A 16,923-nucleotide genomic window follows, 5' to 3' on the forward strand; every position below is an offset into this window, starting at 1 on the left:
GTGCAGTCCATACTGTATTGCACCTCCTTTTACTGTAGTTTTGGTCTTTACCTTACACAATTTAAGATTCTTTTCAACTTCGGGAACCTCTATGGCTTCTAAGGGGCTCTTTGGTGTAGGTAGTAATCGAAAGATTTTAGAAATTGGAGGTATACTCACTACGTCCATCAAACCTACGGGGAAGTTGGGTGAAGTCCTTACGACACCATCGATTATAAAGTTCCCTTCTTTGATAGATGCTTTCGCTTCCCTATAAGTCTTGACCAACTTCAAAACATCTCTAACCAAAACTGCAAGGGGGTAGCTCCAATCTTTTGGATGAGGCCCCGGTGAAGTCGTTATAGTAAATTGGTACCTCTTTCGCGGTATTGGCCAATACGCAGGCGCTTTGGACCTTTTTGTCCTCCTTTGTCCTCCCATGTGTCCCATCTATTCACTCACCTTTGGAGCACTCTTCTCAAGCTTCATCCTTCTCCATTTATCATCCAAATTGATACTCGTAATCATTACTTTGGAGGCATGGATCATCACCGGGACGGTTCCGCCACCAACCTTTTCACGTGTGATACCTTCTATGGCGACTCTGCCCGATTCTACGTCCACTTCTGTAACTTTACCTTCAACACCCTTGTATGTTCCTCTCATAACTTTAACCATGTCACCCTTTCTCACTCTCAAAGATTTCACACCATACTTTTCTCTAAGTTCTTTTGAAAGAGGTGCGCATACTTGTGATGATTTGATGTGATGTGGCGCCTCGTACAACCTCTTTCTCACTTTACGTGGTTTTGAAGACATCAACCCACCTTCACCTATACGATGATGGTAGCTAAGTTAGCAATTCTTGACCAACGTTCTGCAGCTTCTGCAGCTACAGGCCCCTTAATTTCGGTACCTTTCAACTCTCCTTCAGGGGTTATTATTACTGCGGCGTTATCTTCAAACATGATGCGCACACCATTGGCCCTTCTTACTGGATACCTTTGCCTTACAATAACTGCATCAAAGGTCTGCTTCCTTAACTCCGGGGGGCCTTTCTTTACTACTACAGTTACATGATCCCCTATGCAAGCGGCTGGTATACGTTTTAACCTTCCTTTATACCCAACTACTTGAACTATCTTCAATGTTTTAGCTCCCGTATTGTCGGCACAATTGATTACAGAATTTACTGGTAGAGCTCTTGTAATGTAAAGCTTAAATTCTTCTATACCCTTTGCGGAGACTGCACGAGACTTAGGCAATTAGCCCTCCACCTTCCCTAACACCACAAAGGATACAGTTTTAGCTAAAGGTCTACATTCCCCGATTATTACTCTATCCCCTTTTGCAACTTCTATACACGGGGGTAAGTGGGCATGTATCTTACTCCTCCTTCTTTCGTACCTCATATACTTCTTCACATAATGAAGATACTCCCTTTCAATTACTATCATCTTTTTAGCAAGGTTGCTCACCACCTTCCCTTCGAGGATTTTTCCTCTTACACTTAGAGATCCGTGAAAGGGGCATTCGGGATCATCACATGACTTAGTAGGTGGTTTTACATCGATACCTATATTTCTCACATCTTCCACCTCAACTTCTTCACACGGTCTTCAGGCCTTCCTACGATCATCTTTCCTCTAACTATACAACTACTCCCATCAGGTAACCAAAATCTTAAAGTAACGATAGATTTAGGTATTGACTTAATCATACTATCGATACTCATTCTTAACATATTTTTGGTTTCATCAACAATTATACCCGTAAGGCCTTTTAAAGTTGGATCATTACTCTCTTCTATACGCGCTTTAAGCCCGATCAATTCATGAGCGATTAAATTTTTTGTATTGATCTCCATCGTTAGACCACCTTTTTCCTCATCTCATTCAAAACGGTTTTAATTCTTGCTATATCCCTTCTTAAATACTTAATCTTTCCAGTCTCTTTTCTTAATGTGCCCCGAGCGGCAGAACTTTTCAATTTCATCAATTCGGCAGTCAATTCTGAGAGTTTCTTATTCAACTCTTCTTTACTCATCTTTCTTAATTCACTCGCTTTAAGACTGGTCATAATCATTCACTCTCCTACTTTCTCTTCCCCCTTTCCTTCCTTCCCTCCACCCTCACCCTCACTCCCTTCCTCTTTAATGATTTCTTCAGCCTTTACATCCAAAATTTTAACTTCGGGCTCGAGCGCTTCTTTGCGCGCGATCTTAACCTTCACACCATATAAACCCATCTTTAATAAGACATCTGCGGTAGCTTCTTCAACGACTCTATTTGCAGTCTCACCACTCTTCGGCACAATACCTGCACGGTACTTTTCAAAATGTGCCCTTTCACTTCTTAACTTGCCCGAGATTACGATCTCAGCCCCTAGCGCACCAGCACTCATAATTGTGTTCAATGCCCAAACTGCAACCCTTCTAAACGTTGTACCTCGCGCGATCGCCTGCACGATTCTGCTGCACATGATTCGAGGGTTCAATTCTGGTACTTCAACCTCCATTACAGAAATCTGCGGATTCGGTAGATTGAACTTCTTCTCTAACTTCTCGGTCAATTCACGTATCCCTTCACCACGTCTACCTATGACTAGACCTGGTCTGATTACGTGTATCGTGATACGTGTGCCTATAGGGGTCCTTTGAATATCTACACCACCATATCCAGCATCCGCTAACTCGCTCTGTAAGAACTCGTCAATTTCAGCATTCCTCACATTCCTCTTCAACACACTTTTGATCGCATACCTTTCTTCATATGCCGACATTACTTACACCTCCTTAGCGACCAATTCTAAATGCACCAATGTATTAAAACTCGGTGTCGCCCTTCCAAAAGCTCTAGGGATATAAGCCTTTATCTTTCTACCCCTCATCGCTGCAGCATGTATGATTACTAAACGGTCTATGTCCATACCTTTATACTCTGCATTTGCCTCCAAATTATTCAGCACCTCTAAGATCTTCTTGGCTGCCTTAACTGGATAACGCCCAGCATAAAAACCTTGAAGGCCACGTTTATGGCCTACTTCACCTTTATACCTTCTGAAGGCTACAGGTTGTTTCAGATTGATAACATTCTCCAAAAAACTCTTTGCTTGTGATAATTTCATACCTTTTATTGCTACACAGACCTCTCTAGCATCCTTTGGGCTAATATCTACCTCCCTACCACTCGCCCGTACATGAATAAGTGGGTCATATCCTTGAAAGCTATATTTAAACTCGGGCATATTCGAGCTTCCAACTCGTTCTGTTTACTTTTAAAAGAACTAATATTAAAAACTTTCCAAGAATAAGTTATCAGGAAATCCTTTAAATTTTGTACAATCGTTTTTTATGCAGAACGATATTTAAAAAAGTTTACAAGATGATTTGGACCATTCTTACTTTAAAGGTACGTAAAGGCTCGATCGTGATGCACCTATGCCAGGTGTACCATGGACTACCTTCTTATTCGTGATCACGTATTCGCCCAGATAGTGGCCGATCATCTCAGGCTTGATCTCCAATGGCACAAACTCTTTACCATTATGTACGAAGATTGTTAATCCCACCATGTAGGGTAGAATGATCATATCTCTCTCATGTGTTTCTATCTTTCCTTTAAATCGGCCATCACATGCCAACCTTATCTTCTCTAATAACCTCCTCTTCTCTTCTGATATGCCTCTATTTAAAGACCTTCTTTGCCTTGAAGGTAACAACGATAGAAAGGTTTCTAAAGGCATATTCTTCAATTGCTCCAACGTATATCCGCGGTATCTGAATTCTCTAACCATCTACCCTCCTCCTATATATTATATCATAATACCTATGTTGATATACTTTCTCGTTTTACCTTTCCTCTCCGACCCGTCCTCCTCGGGGCGATGTGGCCTACTTTGCTACCTGGTGGTGCATACCTTGAGACAGATTTGGGTGCTTTGTGGGCATGCCTCCCTCCTCCGTGTGGGTGATGTACAGCTGCCATGGCGACAGCCCTTACCCTGGGGAATACCCTTCCCTTGCCTTTCACCGCATAGTACTTTGCACCGGCCTTTAGAAATGGCTTCTCCAATCTACCACCGCCCGCTATCACTCCGATCATCGCTCTACAATTTTCATTTAAAATCATACTCTTACCTGAAGGCATCTTTACAATAGCCCCTTCAGGTGTATGAGAGAAGAGGACGGCAGAACTTCCTGGGGCGCGAACCAACTTGCCACCATCTCCAAAGTTCTTCTCAATATTACAGATCACCGTACCTTCCGGTATTTTGCTTAATGGTAAAATATTCCCTTGCTTCACAGAGGCTTCGAAACCGATTTCGATCTTCGCTCCAACCTGCAAACCCTCTACCGCTGGTATATATACAACTCTTCCATCATCCATCGATAGTTGGGCTATCGGTGTAAATCTACCTCTCTCATGTAAAATATCCAATACATAGGCGGTGTTGGTCTCTCCGATCTTTTGAGATGGATATGATACGGGAGCGATCTTTCCCTTACTAGCCACTCTATATTGAGGCGCTCCATGCCCCCTCTTTTGCTGAATGATCCTCCTTCCCAATTCGATCACACCACGCCAAGTTTTGAAGCTAAATCGATCGCTGAACTCTCTTTCGAAAGCCTTACATAAGCTTTTTTACCATAAATTGTACGGGCTGTATTAACCGATTGGACCTTCACATTATAGAGGGTCTCTATAGCACTCTTTATCTTCCTTTTATCTGCATCATCGTCCACGATGAAGACCAGTTTATTCTCTTTCTCAATCATCTCAAAGGTCTTCTCTGTAATATAGGGCCTCTTGATGATCCTTAACGCTTCATCAGGCTGCAACGATCTCACCTATCTCCAAAACTGGCTTTACAATATTCTTTAAAGCGGACTTTGACCAGATCGTAAGCCTACCAGCACTCGCACCGGGTGCCAAATCGAGTACACTCAGATCCTTTGCAAGTACGCACTTTACACCGATCAGATTCTTAACTGCATCTTTGATACCTTTATCTTGAGATACCACGATTAATGGCCCTTGAGCACTTTTTGTAACCCTTCCTCTCATCCTTGGTTTACCAGATCGCTTCTTCCTACTCTTCACCAATCTATTTAATTCTTCTTTCAGACCTATCTTCTCAAAGAATTCAATAATATCCTTAGCCTTCTTTACCTTCTCTATGCTATCTGAAACTACTATCGGGAATGTAGCCAAATCCCCCACTTTATGGCCACGTGATATTATTAATTCCCTATTTGCAGTCGCTGCGATGGCTGAAGCCAGTGCTAAACGCCTTTCTTTTTTATTCACTCTCTTCCAAATGATCTTCTCAGGCCTGGGCGGATGTGCGACCCTGCCTTTAACTACACCTGCAATACCTGCTGCTTGTCCAGCTCTGGGGTGGCGCTCACCCTTTACTCGGGCTACACGTGAAACGCCATGACCTACACCCCAAGACTCCGCACTCGTCCTTTTACCAGCCATCGGATCGGTACCTTTAGGTTGGTACTTATGCGAATCTAGAGCTACATATACTCTATGAATCAAATCTGGTCGAAATGGTGTAGAGAATACTCTTGGTAGCTCGACACTCCCTACTTTTGTGCCTTTAAGGCTATAAACAGGTACTTTCATAATCTATTCACCCAACTTTCTGTGCAACACTTATTTCGATGATCTTTGGTGGTTGGACCTTCTTGACATGTGCCCTCATTGGGAAGCGAAGTCTAACGAGCCTCTTTACTGGACCTGGCACAGAACCACTTACCACTATGTAATCTCCCCTAACTACTCCAAAGTGCGGAAAACCTCCCTTTGGAGTAATTGGCATTTCACTTTCATTACTCAATATCAGGATACGTTTATTATACTCGGTCCTTTGGTGGAAACCCATTTGACCAGCCCTTGGAACAGTATACATAACGGCTGCAGGGTGCCATGGGCCCAATGTACCAACAGCCCTCACACTCTTTCGAGATTTGTGTTGCTTCCTCTTTATACCCATTCTCGTTACTGGCCCTTCAAAACCTTTGCCTTTCGTGATTCCAATTACATCTACGTACATTCCCGGCTTGAAGATGTCTGAGATCTTCACTTCTTTTCCTAATATACTTACTAGATAATCCAATTGTGCCTTTATATCCCCACCACCGATGCGGACTTCAAAGATGAAAGGCTTCTTTTGGGAAAGGCCTATATCTTTAGGTCTAACGTAACATAAAGCTGTAAAATACTTCACCTCTGGTAATCGTTTCTCTAAAATCTTCATAAATTCTTCAATCGCTCTCGGTTGAATCCTAACCTTTCTGGCCAGGTCTTTGGGAAGATTCTTAGCATGAGCTTCACTAAGTGGTTGGTGATGATCATTTACCTTGTGATATGCCCTTAAGCCAAAAATGTAGAGAGGAGGGGTTACTAAAACGGTTGCTGCATTAAATAAAGGCTTACCAAAGTTAGGACTTCCCTCTCTATCATCTACGGTGATTACATGGATGCACCCGGCTTTAAATCCTACATGCCCTAGAAGTGTAGGCTTATCGCTATCCACCTCAGGCCAATTACGTATCAGGGGTACAATATGTGAAGTTCTCGCTCTTGGCCTAAAGGCGAGCGACCCTCTCCTAGGTGCATTATGCTTCCTATGGCCCAAACCTCATCAACCGCTGAGGAAAGCTTTACATTACTTTTAAATCTTACTCTTATCCAATCACATTTAAAGTTTTATGATATTTTACTTATGGGTTCTTATGTTTATCACATATGTAATGCAAGGTTGATTAAAGCTAATGTACCAAGTATCGCTTCTTCCGTTCTAATAGTTTCGGTACCTTGTTTTGGGAACATATTTATGATGAAACGAGTAAAGTTCTCGGGTGTGCATCCCTCCTCAGCTAAAATCTCATGAATACCCTTTCTCGGCGAACCAAACGCTATAAGGATCTTCTTCGCCTTCTTAACCTCTTTAACAAATTCATCCCATAATTCATTGATCAACCTACCCTCCCTTGAAGTCACGATGAAGAGCTCGGGCTTCACATTCTTTACCAACTTTGATAAAATCGGCCCCCTTTCTACCACGTAACCCCAATACTCATCGATGACAGATCTATCTACAATCTCACATCTAAGGTTTGGATATGGTTGTGTAAAGCGCACAGTCACTCTACTACCTTCGTTGATCGAACCGTTGAGGGGTATCAATGATGATAAACCCACATCGACCATCAACCGATCTTTAACCCTTACCACCAAACCTTCTCTAAATTCACCAACCTTTACCTCTGATAAAGGCTTTAACAATTTGTGGTGAGGGGTTCTTAATGGAGGGAGAATACCGACGAATCTTAACTCCTCCTTCTTTGTAAATAGCTTCTTTCTCAGATATTGAGGTGTCTCCATGTATTCTAGTAAACTCTTTATGATCTGAAAGTCTCTTTCATAATTACCATGATCTTTATAGATGTATATTTTATGAACCTTGAAGATGGCACACGCCCTTCCTACCATGCCTATCTTCACGGTCTTCTCTCTCAAATCCTTTTCCTCTGAGACCAAAGAATCAGGTATGGCTATTGAGAGTTTTGAGTGTTCGAATGGCATCCTTCATTAAGATAAGCCTGCCCATTCGATAAGTCTTTTCATCGAGCTACTGGCGATTATGAATGTATCTTTGATAATAGTTATTTACTACTTAAGATAGAGAATTTATGGAATGGAGAAGGATCGGGAGTTAGAACTTCTTACAACGAAGAAGCTTTTGGAGCTTAAGAAGAAGCTCATTCAAAAGGCTCAGGAGAAGAGCCCTAGAGATATTCTGATCAGTAGGTTGGTAGATAGAGGTGTTGAAGTCTTGGAGGCTGCAGAGAGGGCTTATCCTGATGTGGTACCTTTGATCGTAAAGAGACTTGCCGATTTAATAAAGAAAGGTGTAATTACCGACTATATATCTGGAGGTGAGCTTTTACAACTCTTTAGAATTTTGGGACTTGATGTGCGTATCGAAACAAAGATAAAGATTGAAGAGAGTGGTAGAATGATCTCACTTAGTGAAAAGTTGAGGGCTAAAGAAGAATAGGAAGAATGATATATAGGAAGTTATTGAATTAAGATCGAATCACTAATTTCTACTAACCTTTTATATTACCTAAGGGTCTTAATGCGACGACCTTCTTAGATATGCCCGCTAAATGTGTCGCCTCTACGACTTCTGAAATATCTTTGTAAGCTATACCCGCTTCTTCGGCCAATCCAGACATAGAGACCGCTCTTACATATATTCCCTTCTTCTCCAAATCTCTTACCAACTCTTGACCACTTACTCTCCTCTTCGCGGCCTCTCTCGACATCGTCCTACCCGAACCATGTGCTGTAGAGCCAAAGGTCTCGATCATCGCCTTCGTCGTACCGACCAACAGATAAGAACCAGTCTCCATCGATCCTCCTATTATCACTGGTTGGCCCACATGCCTATAGACTGGAGGTACTTCCTCCTCTCCGGGACCAAAGCTCCTTGTAGCACCCTTCCTATGTACGATTACAGTCATCTTTTCACCATCGACTTTATGCCTCTCTATCTTCGCAATATTATGGGCCACATCGTACACCAAGTGCATACCCAATTTCTCAGGATCTGTATGGAAGACTTTACCGAAAGCCTCACGTATTCTGTGCGTAATCACCTGTCTATTTGCGAAGGCCATATTGGCTGCACAGGCCATCGCTTTATAATAATCTTGCCCTTCAGGAGATTCGAATGGTGCACATGCCAATTCACGATCACGTACGGTAATACCATACTTCTTCATAGCGCGTTCAAATATTCTCAAATAATCTGTACCGATCTGATGGCCGAAACCTCTCGAACCACAGTGAACCATCACCGTGATTTGGTCTTCCATGGTGATACCAAAGTGCTTCGCAAGTTCTCGATCGAAATATCTGTTAGAATCGACCGCTTGAATTTCAAGATAATGGTTACCAGATCCTAAAGTACCGACTTGATCGTAACCTCTTTGAATCGCCATGCTACTTACCTTTGACGGATCCGCACCCTTGATCTTTCCATAATCTTCAGTTCGCTCCAAATCTTCCTTCCAGCCAAACCCTTTCTCAACAGCCCATTCTGCCCCCCTCTCTAATACTTCTTTAAAATCACTCTGACTCACTCTTACAAAACCCCTTGCACCCACACCAGCTGGTACGATTTGGAATATGGTATCGATGAGCTCCTTTAACTTTGGCTTAACTTCTTTTAATGTAAGATCGGTCTTTATTAATCTCACTCCACAGTTGATATCAAAACCGATACCGCCGGGTGATATTACACCATCCTTTAGAGAGAACGCTGCCACCCCTCCGATCGGGAATCCATAGCCCGTATGGGCATCGGCCATGGCGATAGCGTACTTCTGTATTCCGGGCAGGCATGCTACATTTGTAATCTGTTCAAATACCATACGATCCATATTCCTCATAAGATTGTCTGTAGCATAGATTCTGGCTGGGACACGCATGCCTTCTTTGTAACTTTGTGGTATCTCCCAAACTATCTCTGAAATGCGATGAAGAGGAGGGGTCGACATAAAATTCACCAATATTCTAAGGACAAACGGTCCTTTATAAATCGATTGATTCAATAATCATTCAAATCTACTCTAATGCCTATAACATGCTATGCACTCGATTAAATGATCGATATACGTAATCGATTTACACATCTACTACTACCATCGCAACCCATTCATCACCAACCCTTTTTACTTCGAATAAATAGTAAGTGATCGCTTTCACATCGATTCTCAATTCATGTTTTTTCATATCGATCTGTTCACCGTAAACATGGGCTGAGAGTTGATAACCCCCATTCCCTTTGATCTTAATATCAAAACGGCTTAAAAGAAGCATCTCTGCATCTTTTAGAAATATTAAGTAAGATAGAAAATCGTACAGTAATCCCTCTACACTTTCATTCTGTAATTCAAAATCTCTCTCAACCTTCAATTCAACACTCTTTGTGTCAACCATGATCTCAAAGAGCGCTGTAGCTGCTGCTTCGAATAGCTCTTCTAAGCTCGAACCCCATGCTTTAAATGCTGCATCGGCGATGACCACACCTTCTAAAAATTTAAAACCAGATCTTAACCCCCTCATACTATCAACATTGTTAATACGATGATATTCAATAAATCTTTCTGAAATAATTAAATCAATTCTTTGATCAACTTTTGAATCCCTGAACTATACTGCATCGCCTTCTTCTGTTTAAATGCCAAATCTTCTGGCAACCCTGCAGCTATCGCCACCCTTCTGAGCAACCATTTGCGAGTATCATTAATTGGCTGAAGCTTTACATCGATGGGAAGGGAAGCGGCATATTCCACTAAATCGATCTGTGCATAAGGTAAAACCAATTCGACGAAAGGAGAGGTCGCTTTCTCATCACGAGGAAAATTCTTTTCATGGGCCGTCAAAATATCATTTCTCATCATAGCTTCTACCACTTCTCTACCCCTTTCTCTAAGTAATCTCATATACTTTGCATACCCTCCAAAGAGCTCATCTGCAAATTGGCCGAGCATAAGTGTATCATAACCGAGCTCTTTTGCTTTCTTTGCAACGAAATAGACTATTGTACCTATGCTCAAATCCATAATTCCATCACATTCGATCAGATGGGCAATCTTTCCCAGAATCTCCTTCAAGACATTTTTTGTAATAGACACATGGTGTAGTTGAATACCTAGCTCTTCAGCCGCAGTTGTAGCATCGATCTCGTCCCTTGAACCTCTTGCCGATACTGTAATTAACTCAACATTACATAGTTTGGAAGTAAGGAGTGCGAGAAGCGCGCTATCTACACCACCTGAAAATCCAAGTACTACCTTATCCTTAACTCTACGTTCTAAAGATTTACAGATAAGTTTCAAAGTGTTTTCAACAACATTTTCAATACCTTCACTTATCGATTGTAATCTTATTTCTCTGATGGTGAATACCTCACGTGAAATCAGAGATTCTTTAAATAGATGGCCAGGTTTTACCAGTCGAACTTCTGTTAAACCAGATGCTTGAAGGGCTTTAATCTCTGAAGATACACCTATCACACCATCCTTTCTTCCTACATAAAGCGGCTTCAATCCTAACGGATCACGACCATAGATTAATGAGTGATCATCACAAAAAAGAAATGCGTAAGCTCCATCCACCTGCGAAAGAACCTTTACCAATTCTTCATACTCTCCATGATCGATCGATCTGGAGATCTTTGATAAGATCCCTTCTTCATCAGGCTCGTAAAATGATCCGTGAAATTTAACATCTGTAAGCCGATTTCTGACACAGTAGGCTAATGCGATCTTCGATTTTACTTTACTCAATGATTCGATATCGATTTCTTTCATACCTTCAAGGAAGATCTTGAACCCTCCGGGTGCTCTATGAGTAAGAAGTTTGAGTACATTTTGTAGGCGGAATGTGGCACCATCACCTAAAAATCCAACCAATCCACTTGCTTGTATAAGCATTATCTATAGTCGACCTTTTCGATCTGCTCCTTGATCTTCTTAGCTAAAGTATACCCTATCTTCGGTACCGATGCTATTTTATCTATAGAGCTAGATGCCAACTTATCGAGTGTGGTAAAGCCTGCATTATAGAGTGAGCGTGCCCTTACCCTCCCTATTCCTTCTAAACTGACCAAAGGTATCAATTCTGGCTTTATACCATACTTCACCCTTTGCCTCAACTCGTATATTTCATTCAAAATATTGGTATGAGTTAGCAATTTAGAGAGTTCCGATAGAGAGTAGAGGAGCCAGTCAGCACTCTCTATCGCTCTATGTAAATCTCCAGGCTCTACACCATACACTTTAAGGAGTCGATCTTCACTCCATTCATCGATCCATCCGAGCATGATCATCAGTGACCTCGTATCCTGTAAAAAAATTTCATAGGAATTATAATCTCTCTCATTAGGAACGGGTATGATGAACTTATCCCTAAATTCATTTACGAATGATGAAGCTGATTCCCAATCTCTATTCCTCAATGGAAATTTCGGTGCGAAGTCCTGAGAGGTAACTATCAGGTGCAATAAACCTATAGGGTGAGCCTCATCTTTAACGTATTGTAACGCATCTCTAAACATAACTCCAGTTCGAGGATCGATGTAGAGTAAAGATATTCTCTTACCGAATTCTGTCGCAATGTATCTCTTGGCCCTCTGCTCTATGAGCTTCTCATCGATCAAGTATTCTATCGCTTCTTTAATCCTTTTGTGAAATGTTACTTTACGATACTGCTTTGAAAAGAGCGTCTTTGAGAATAATTCTAAAATTTCCGACTCACTTATACCCGGCAATGTAGATATAGTGGCCAGTATATGGGTTCGTAGAGCACCATCTTGAGATAAACGGGAATGGATGGGCTCGGGCTGGCCCTTTATATAATAATTGAAGAGTTCATCGGCTTCGATTGAAGAATGGGCTATCAGTACAGTTTCGCCGATCGAATCGTATTGAGGACGGCCCGCCCTTCCACACATCTGTTTATACTCTAAGATGCTGATCGGCATCTGCCCACCGTACTCAGAATCGTACCTCATCAAACTACTTATCACGACCCTTCTTGCAGGAAGGTTTACTCCAGCAGCCAGAGTGGGCGTAGCGATCAATAACTTTATCAAGCCATTTCTAAATCCCGCTTCTACGATCCTTCTATGTTGCGCATCAAGACCTGCATGATGAAAAGCGGAACCACTCTTTACTACTTTGGCCAGATTTCTACTTAACTCGGTCTCTTCACCCGTATTGAGAATTTCATCAGAAAGGGCCTTTAATCTATCGATCTCATCTTTAGTAAGGTAATGTTGAGTAACTTCGGCAGACTTTAATGAAAGGCTCACCGCTTCCCTCCTCGTCCTTACAAAGACCAACGATTGTCCATTCTCTGAAATCGTATCTATCGCAACATCTATAGTAGCTCCTCTACCAGTAGGCTTAACTTCCCTTACAGAGCCATCCACAAACCTGATCTTCCCATATTCATAAATTCCTTCGATCAACCTTACAGGTCTCCAGTTTATATCTACCAACTTTGCATTCAACCAATCCGCAAGCTCCTTTGCATTTGTGATCGTGGCACTTAAAGCTAGTATTTGAGACTCATGTGCGTAAGTCAGTATCCTGGCGATGATCGTTTCGATCGTCGGTCCACGGTCGAAGCTATCCACTAAATGGACTTCATCTATAACGAAGAGTTTTACAGAATTTAACCAGTCCGCACCATGTCGAAGAACAGAGTCAAACTTTTCATTCGTCAGTACTAAAATATCACCATCGCCCAAATATTCGCTACGTGAATCGTAATCGCCAGTCGAAATCATCACCTTTATATTCTCCCCGTTAGGCTTCTGAAGTGCACTAAGAATCTTAAATTCTTCAAACTTCTCATTAGCAAGGGCCCTTAATGGGGCAAGATAAACAACCTTTCCCTCATTATTGGTTACGATCTTCGCAGCCGCCATTAAAGCGATGAATGTTTTACCACTAGCGGTAGGGGATGTGATGAGTAGATTAGCACCATTTAACACACCCGATTTGACGGCTTCGATCTGAGGTGGATAGAGCTCTCTGTAACCTTGGGATTCAAATAATGCGATGACATTCGGTGGTAATGGTAAAGATGAGACCTTCAAAGTCCGCACATCTAACAACTACAACTTGCGGTAAAAGCCGGGTTTAACTTCGTATATCTGTCCGCTTCTATTTAAAATCTGTAACATTCTTTGAGCTTCCTCTTGAGTGAACTTCTTCGTCTTCACCAACTCTTCTATAAACTTCTTACCTTCTACGGGGTTCTTTTCAGGCCCTTCTAAAGATTTAAAGATATCTATAGCGGTCTCCAAGAGGCTCCTTTCACTTAAAGGCTTACCATGTATAACGCCTAAATCGACCTTACCCGTTCTTACATCCACACCAACAGTCTCCAACATCTTCCTCATCAACGCTATAGCCCTCAACCCGTCCTCTTCAGTGACTTTATCCCTTAACATGAGCCTTGCCCTTGCGGTGGCCAATCGGATCAATGCTTCTAACTGCCTTGGTGTTACGGTGATCATGAGCTCAGACCCCATACTTCTCATCTGCAAATAGTACTCTAACAATCTATCTTCGGCTTCTTTGGTGAGTTTTGGCTCGATCCTCTTCGCATAGATCAAGTACTTTCTCAACAATCCAAATTCGATCGGTGGGGCTGTAACATAACCGCCTTTTCTATGTATGGCTAAAACATGTTTGGCAAGTGCCTCATCCGTGGCTCTATCGGGGATATCTCTAACTACAAATATTAGATCAAAACGTGTAAGGAGCGGTATCGGTAAATTTACGTTATCGGCGATATTTCGATATGGGTCGTATTTACCGAATATCGGGTTGGCAGCAGCGATTATTGACGTTCTTGCATTCAACGTAGCTACGATTCCGCCCTTAGCGACACTTACGGTCTGCTGCTCCATAACTTCGTGGAGAGCGTTTCGATCTTCGGGCCTCATCTTATCGAATTCATCGATGGCTGCCACACCCTGATCCGCTAAAACTACGGCACCAGCTTCGAGCATCATCATACCGCTCCTATCCCTCACTACGGCAGCCGTTAAACCGGCCGCTGTAGAACCTCTACCCGATGTGTACAATCCACGGGGTGCAGCCCTAGCTGCATACTTTAAAAGCTCGCTCTTGGCAGTTCCAGGATCGCCAACAAGTAGAATGTTGATATCGCCTCGAATAGTTGTACCGTCTGGAAGGACCCTTTGAGGTGCACCGACTATTGAGAGCAATATTGCTTCTTTCTGTGTATGGTAGCCATAGATCGTAGGGCAGACCGATTCGATGAGCCTCTCATATGCATTCTCTTCCTTAGCGATACTCTTGATCAACTCTTCATCTTCTTTCGTAATCTCTACATCTTCAGGACCCTTTGCTAAAGGCTCTATATAATTACTTTGAATCTTCGTTTTAAATATTCGAAGCTTTCCAGCCGTCGAATATTCTTGCTCAACATTAACGATTCCCGTTACAATTACACGATCACCAGGCCGGGCAGTATTTACAATATCGCCAGTCAGATTTACATCTATATACTGGGGAAGTTGGCCCGGTGGCAACTCTTCGGGCAACTCCTGTAACCTTATCAGTTGATAATCGATAAATTCGGTATTCTTTTCATCCATATCAAAATTCTTCGTTTCATTACACCATTCACACTTTGTAGGTTTTTTTAACGTAATTCCCGTCTGTTCAACATACGAAGTATTACCACATTTTTTACATTTAAAAGCGACTTTCATAGCCAAAGGTTTCAATTCTGAAGCACGAATCACCATACCAGAGACCGCTACCAACTTTCCTAAATGCTCTGTCGTTAACTTTCTTAAAGAGAGTTTATCCGGAAGGTTCCTGATTCTAACTCTTAAATCTCTTCGAATTTTATCTGCGTAACTCGGATTCTCCCATCTTAATGCTTCATAAGCGGCTTTATCGAAGCTATTTAGAGTTTCGACGGGTTCGGTCAATAACTTTAATCCTAAATCTATATTATACAAATTCAAATCATCAAAATCTACAATGAGCGACTTTCCTCCCCTAGAGGGGAGTTGGGCGAGCCTCTCTCTGTACTTGAAGCTCCCATCCTTCGATTTAAAACCCTTCAAAAAGTCGGTAAAGAGCTCAGTGAGCTTTGCACTCGTCATTTCACTCATTCCTAAAACACCTCCAAAATATTCTTCTTCCAATCTTCAATAATCTTGTGCACACGCTCGAGAAGCACTCTTTCCTCGAATGGTATCTTTTCTAAAAGTTCTGCAGGTAATGATGAGCTACACGCATTATATAAAAGTTTACATACACGAATCGTAATAAGATCTCTACATAAAATTGAAATTTTATCAAATTCTGCCCTACGTGAACTATCTTTTTCACAATAAGATCTTAATTCATTCAAATAATTCTTCATTCTCAAATAAAAATCGCTCCTCAGCGTGGATAATTGTGATGAACTTTGCACCTTCTCTCTACTTAACGCTCTCAGTAATTCGATATCAAAACTCTCCTCTTGTATCTCTATAAAGCCTAACTCGCTTAAAACTTCAGCCATCCATCGAGGCATCTCTAAAAGGTCTCTTTCTTTAAGCTCTTCAATCTGAATGGATCCTACCTCTATTCTCGGAAGCCCCTTCTTTACAAGAACCTTGACAGGGGATAGTAAGTAGCTAAACCTACGATCCTTTAAGAGTTGTTGTATATCCGCTGATTCTAGATCTATAACCATGAACTAAAAAGAATAACCATCCTGATACTCTTTAACCTTGCGATAAATCTTTATGGACAATTTAGAAGATAATTGATGCTTTAGATGATAATCTAGCGTTTGAACTTTTAATACAAGCTTAAAATGCTCGTTGTAAGCCAAATGTCGTAGAATAGGTTTTGGTCTAAATGCCTTGATATTCCTACAAGAACTCAATCTCATATCATCTTAAGTTTCAACTCCAGATTTATAGAACACTTCAACATTACGAGGAAAACTCCCGTTGGACGAAAGAAGACAGGCAAAGCCTTTGATAAGCTGAGTAGTAGATACAGTTATGCCTTTGATTTACCTATTTTTCGAGAGTTCGGCATCATTTCTTGTAAAGTTCCTTAAATGTTACACCCATCTTAAAATTTCTACAGCTTTTCAACTATGAATCCCAAACCAAAAGTTTTAGAAACCTTATCAAAGAACCTTACTAACGTATAGAATAAATGGTTCAACCACATTCATATTCAAATATGTAAATAAACCTAAAAATTGCCCAAAATAACTGCAAAAATATCAAAATTTAGCTACTACAAGATATTCTTTAATGATGATTAATGGAAATGGTTCTGAACAGCATTTCATTTCTTTT

General features: G+C 41.5%; 21 protein-coding genes. 1 reads left to right on the plus strand and 20 read right to left on the minus strand.

What is annotated here, in order from left to right; all coding sequences use genetic code 11:
- From NZ896_04050 to NZ896_04115, 14 genes are all read right to left on the minus strand, one after another.
- Nucleotides 1-429: S4 domain-containing protein (locus tag NZ896_04050; GenBank protein ID MCS7116625.1), on the minus strand; the 429-nt coding region annotated here is incomplete at its 3' end.
- The gene (rplX, locus tag NZ896_04055; GenBank protein MCS7116626.1) at nt 430-798 is read right to left on the minus strand and encodes a 50S ribosomal protein L24; all 369 of its coding nucleotides are present in this window, start codon (nt 796-798) and stop codon (nt 430-432) included.
- Between the two features lie 14 nt (nt 799-812).
- Nucleotides 813-1,244, minus strand: coding sequence for a 50S ribosomal protein L14 (locus tag NZ896_04060; protein ID MCS7116627.1), 432 nt, complete (start codon nt 1,242-1,244; stop codon nt 813-815).
- Nucleotides 1,245-1,568: a 30S ribosomal protein S17 gene (locus NZ896_04065; GenBank protein MCS7116628.1), complete on the minus strand. Its 324-nt coding sequence runs from the start codon at nt 1,566-1,568 to the stop codon at nt 1,245-1,247.
- Complete coding sequence (locus NZ896_04070) at nt 1,565-1,846, minus strand: ribonuclease P protein component 1 (protein ID MCS7116629.1); 282 nt, start codon at nt 1,844-1,846, stop codon at nt 1,565-1,567. Before NZ896_04070 ends, NZ896_04065 begins: the two co-directional genes overlap by 4 nt.
- A 2-nt stretch (nt 1,847-1,848) precedes the next feature.
- Complete coding sequence (gene rpmC / locus NZ896_04075; GenBank protein MCS7116630.1) at nt 1,849-2,058, minus strand: 50S ribosomal protein L29; 210 nt, start codon at nt 2,056-2,058, stop codon at nt 1,849-1,851.
- A gap of 6 nt (nt 2,059-2,064) precedes the next feature.
- Entirely contained in the window at nt 2,065-2,760 is a 696-nt protein-coding gene (locus NZ896_04080; protein MCS7116631.1) for a 30S ribosomal protein S3, read from the minus strand.
- A gap of 3 nt (nt 2,761-2,763) precedes the next feature.
- Nucleotides 2,764-3,225, minus strand: coding sequence for a 50S ribosomal protein L22 (locus NZ896_04085; GenBank protein ID MCS7116632.1), 462 nt, complete (start codon nt 3,223-3,225; stop codon nt 2,764-2,766).
- A gap of 153 nt (nt 3,226-3,378) precedes the next feature.
- Complete coding sequence (locus NZ896_04090) at nt 3,379-3,774, minus strand: 30S ribosomal protein S19 (protein ID MCS7116633.1); 396 nt, start codon at nt 3,772-3,774, stop codon at nt 3,379-3,381.
- 32 nt (nt 3,775-3,806) lie between these two features.
- Nucleotides 3,807-4,547, minus strand: coding sequence for a 50S ribosomal protein L2 (locus NZ896_04095; GenBank protein MCS7116634.1), 741 nt, complete (start codon nt 4,545-4,547; stop codon nt 3,807-3,809).
- 5 nt (nt 4,548-4,552) lie between these two features.
- On the minus strand, nt 4,553-4,819 hold the full coding sequence (locus tag NZ896_04100) for a 50S ribosomal protein L23 (protein MCS7116635.1): 267 nt from the start codon (nt 4,817-4,819) through the stop codon (nt 4,553-4,555).
- A complete protein-coding gene (gene rpl4p / locus NZ896_04105) occupies nt 4,809-5,612 on the minus strand; it encodes a 50S ribosomal protein L4 (protein MCS7116636.1) in 804 nt (267 codons plus the stop codon). The genes NZ896_04100 and rpl4p overlap by 11 nt, the downstream gene beginning before the upstream one ends.
- A gap of 7 nt (nt 5,613-5,619) precedes the next feature.
- The gene (locus NZ896_04110; GenBank protein ID MCS7116637.1) at nt 5,620-6,627 is read right to left on the minus strand and encodes a 50S ribosomal protein L3; all 1,008 of its coding nucleotides are present in this window, start codon (nt 6,625-6,627) and stop codon (nt 5,620-5,622) included.
- A 104-nt stretch (nt 6,628-6,731) separates the two neighbouring features.
- The gene (locus NZ896_04115) at nt 6,732-7,577 is read right to left on the minus strand and encodes a hypothetical protein (GenBank protein ID MCS7116638.1); all 846 of its coding nucleotides are present in this window, start codon (nt 7,575-7,577) and stop codon (nt 6,732-6,734) included.
- A gap of 112 nt (nt 7,578-7,689) precedes the next feature.
- Here NZ896_04115 and NZ896_04120 point away from each other — a divergent pair, with 112 nt between their 5' ends.
- On the plus strand, nt 7,690-8,052 hold the full coding sequence (locus tag NZ896_04120; GenBank protein ID MCS7116639.1) for a hypothetical protein: 363 nt from the start codon (nt 7,690-7,692) through the stop codon (nt 8,050-8,052).
- A gap of 52 nt (nt 8,053-8,104) precedes the next feature.
- Here the strand turns inward: NZ896_04120 and NZ896_04125 are convergent, their stop codons facing one another.
- The 6 genes from NZ896_04125 to NZ896_04150 all read right to left on the minus strand — a co-directional run bounded on the left by NZ896_04125 (nt 8,105) and on the right by NZ896_04150 (nt 16,301).
- Nucleotides 8,105-9,559: an RtcB family protein gene (locus tag NZ896_04125; GenBank protein MCS7116640.1), complete on the minus strand. Its 1,455-nt coding sequence runs from the start codon at nt 9,557-9,559 to the stop codon at nt 8,105-8,107.
- 127 nt (nt 9,560-9,686) lie between these two features.
- A complete protein-coding gene (locus tag NZ896_04130) occupies nt 9,687-10,127 on the minus strand; it encodes an archease (protein ID MCS7116641.1) in 441 nt (146 codons plus the stop codon).
- A gap of 50 nt (nt 10,128-10,177) precedes the next feature.
- Nucleotides 10,178-11,500 carry an asparagine synthetase B gene (locus NZ896_04135; GenBank protein MCS7116642.1) on the minus strand — a complete coding sequence of 441 codons (1,323 nt, stop codon included), beginning with the start codon at nt 11,498-11,500 and terminating at the stop codon, nt 10,178-10,180.
- Nucleotides 11,500-13,671, minus strand: a complete 2,172-nt coding sequence (locus tag NZ896_04140; protein MCS7116643.1) for a DEAD/DEAH box helicase — start codon at nt 13,669-13,671, stop codon at nt 11,500-11,502. Before NZ896_04140 ends, NZ896_04135 begins: the two co-directional genes overlap by 1 nt.
- 18 nt (nt 13,672-13,689) lie before the next feature.
- A complete protein-coding gene (locus tag NZ896_04145) occupies nt 13,690-15,732 on the minus strand; it encodes a minichromosome maintenance protein MCM (protein ID MCS7116644.1) in 2,043 nt (680 codons plus the stop codon).
- 2 nt (nt 15,733-15,734) lie between these two features.
- Complete coding sequence (locus NZ896_04150) at nt 15,735-16,301, minus strand: hypothetical protein (protein ID MCS7116645.1); 567 nt, start codon at nt 16,299-16,301, stop codon at nt 15,735-15,737.
- Nucleotides 16,302-16,923: the final 622 nt, after the last annotated feature.

The sequence above is a fragment of the Nitrososphaerales archaeon genome (genome assembly GCA_025058425.1).
GTDB lineage: Archaea > Thermoproteota > Nitrososphaeria > Nitrososphaerales > JANXEG01 > JANXEG01.

Bases quoted from the DNA above. Each gene is read 5' to 3' on its own strand.
- NZ896_04150 (MCS7116645.1), bottom strand. From the start codon at position 16,301: ATGGTTATAGATCTAGAATCAGCGGATATACAACAACTCTTAAAGGAT.
- NZ896_04145 (MCS7116644.1), bottom strand. From the start codon at position 15,732: ATGAGTGAAATGACGAGTGCAAAGCTCACTGAGCTCTTTACCGACTTT.
- NZ896_04080 (MCS7116631.1), bottom strand. From the start codon at position 2,760: ATGTCGGCATATGAAGAAAGGTATGCGATCAAAAGTGTGTTGAAGAGG.
- NZ896_04130 (MCS7116641.1), bottom strand. From the start codon at position 10,127: ATGAGGGGGTTAAGATCTGGTTTTAAATTTTTAGAAGGTGTGGTCATC.
- rpmC (MCS7116630.1), bottom strand. From the start codon at position 2,058: ATGACCAGTCTTAAAGCGAGTGAATTAAGAAAGATGAGTAAAGAAGAG.
- NZ896_04120 (MCS7116639.1), top strand. From the start codon at position 7,690: ATGGAGAAGGATCGGGAGTTAGAACTTCTTACAACGAAGAAGCTTTTG.
- NZ896_04115 (MCS7116638.1), bottom strand. From the start codon at position 7,577: ATGCCATTCGAACACTCAAAACTCTCAATAGCCATACCTGATTCTTTG.
- NZ896_04070 (MCS7116629.1), bottom strand. From the start codon at position 1,846: ATGGAGATCAATACAAAAAATTTAATCGCTCATGAATTGATCGGGCTT.
- NZ896_04085 (MCS7116632.1), bottom strand. From the start codon at position 3,225: ATGCCCGAGTTTAAATATAGCTTTCAAGGATATGACCCACTTATTCAT.
- NZ896_04135 (MCS7116642.1), bottom strand. From the start codon at position 11,500: ATGCTTATACAAGCAAGTGGATTGGTTGGATTTTTAGGTGATGGTGCC.
- rpl4p (MCS7116636.1), bottom strand. From the start codon at position 5,612: ATGAAAGTACCTGTTTATAGCCTTAAAGGCACAAAAGTAGGGAGTGTC.
- NZ896_04125 (MCS7116640.1), bottom strand. From the start codon at position 9,559: ATGTCGACCCCTCCTCTTCATCGCATTTCAGAGATAGTTTGGGAGATA.
- rplX (MCS7116626.1), bottom strand. From the start codon at position 798: ATGTCTTCAAAACCACGTAAAGTGAGAAAGAGGTTGTACGAGGCGCCA.
- NZ896_04090 (MCS7116633.1), bottom strand. From the start codon at position 3,774: ATGGTTAGAGAATTCAGATACCGCGGATATACGTTGGAGCAATTGAAG.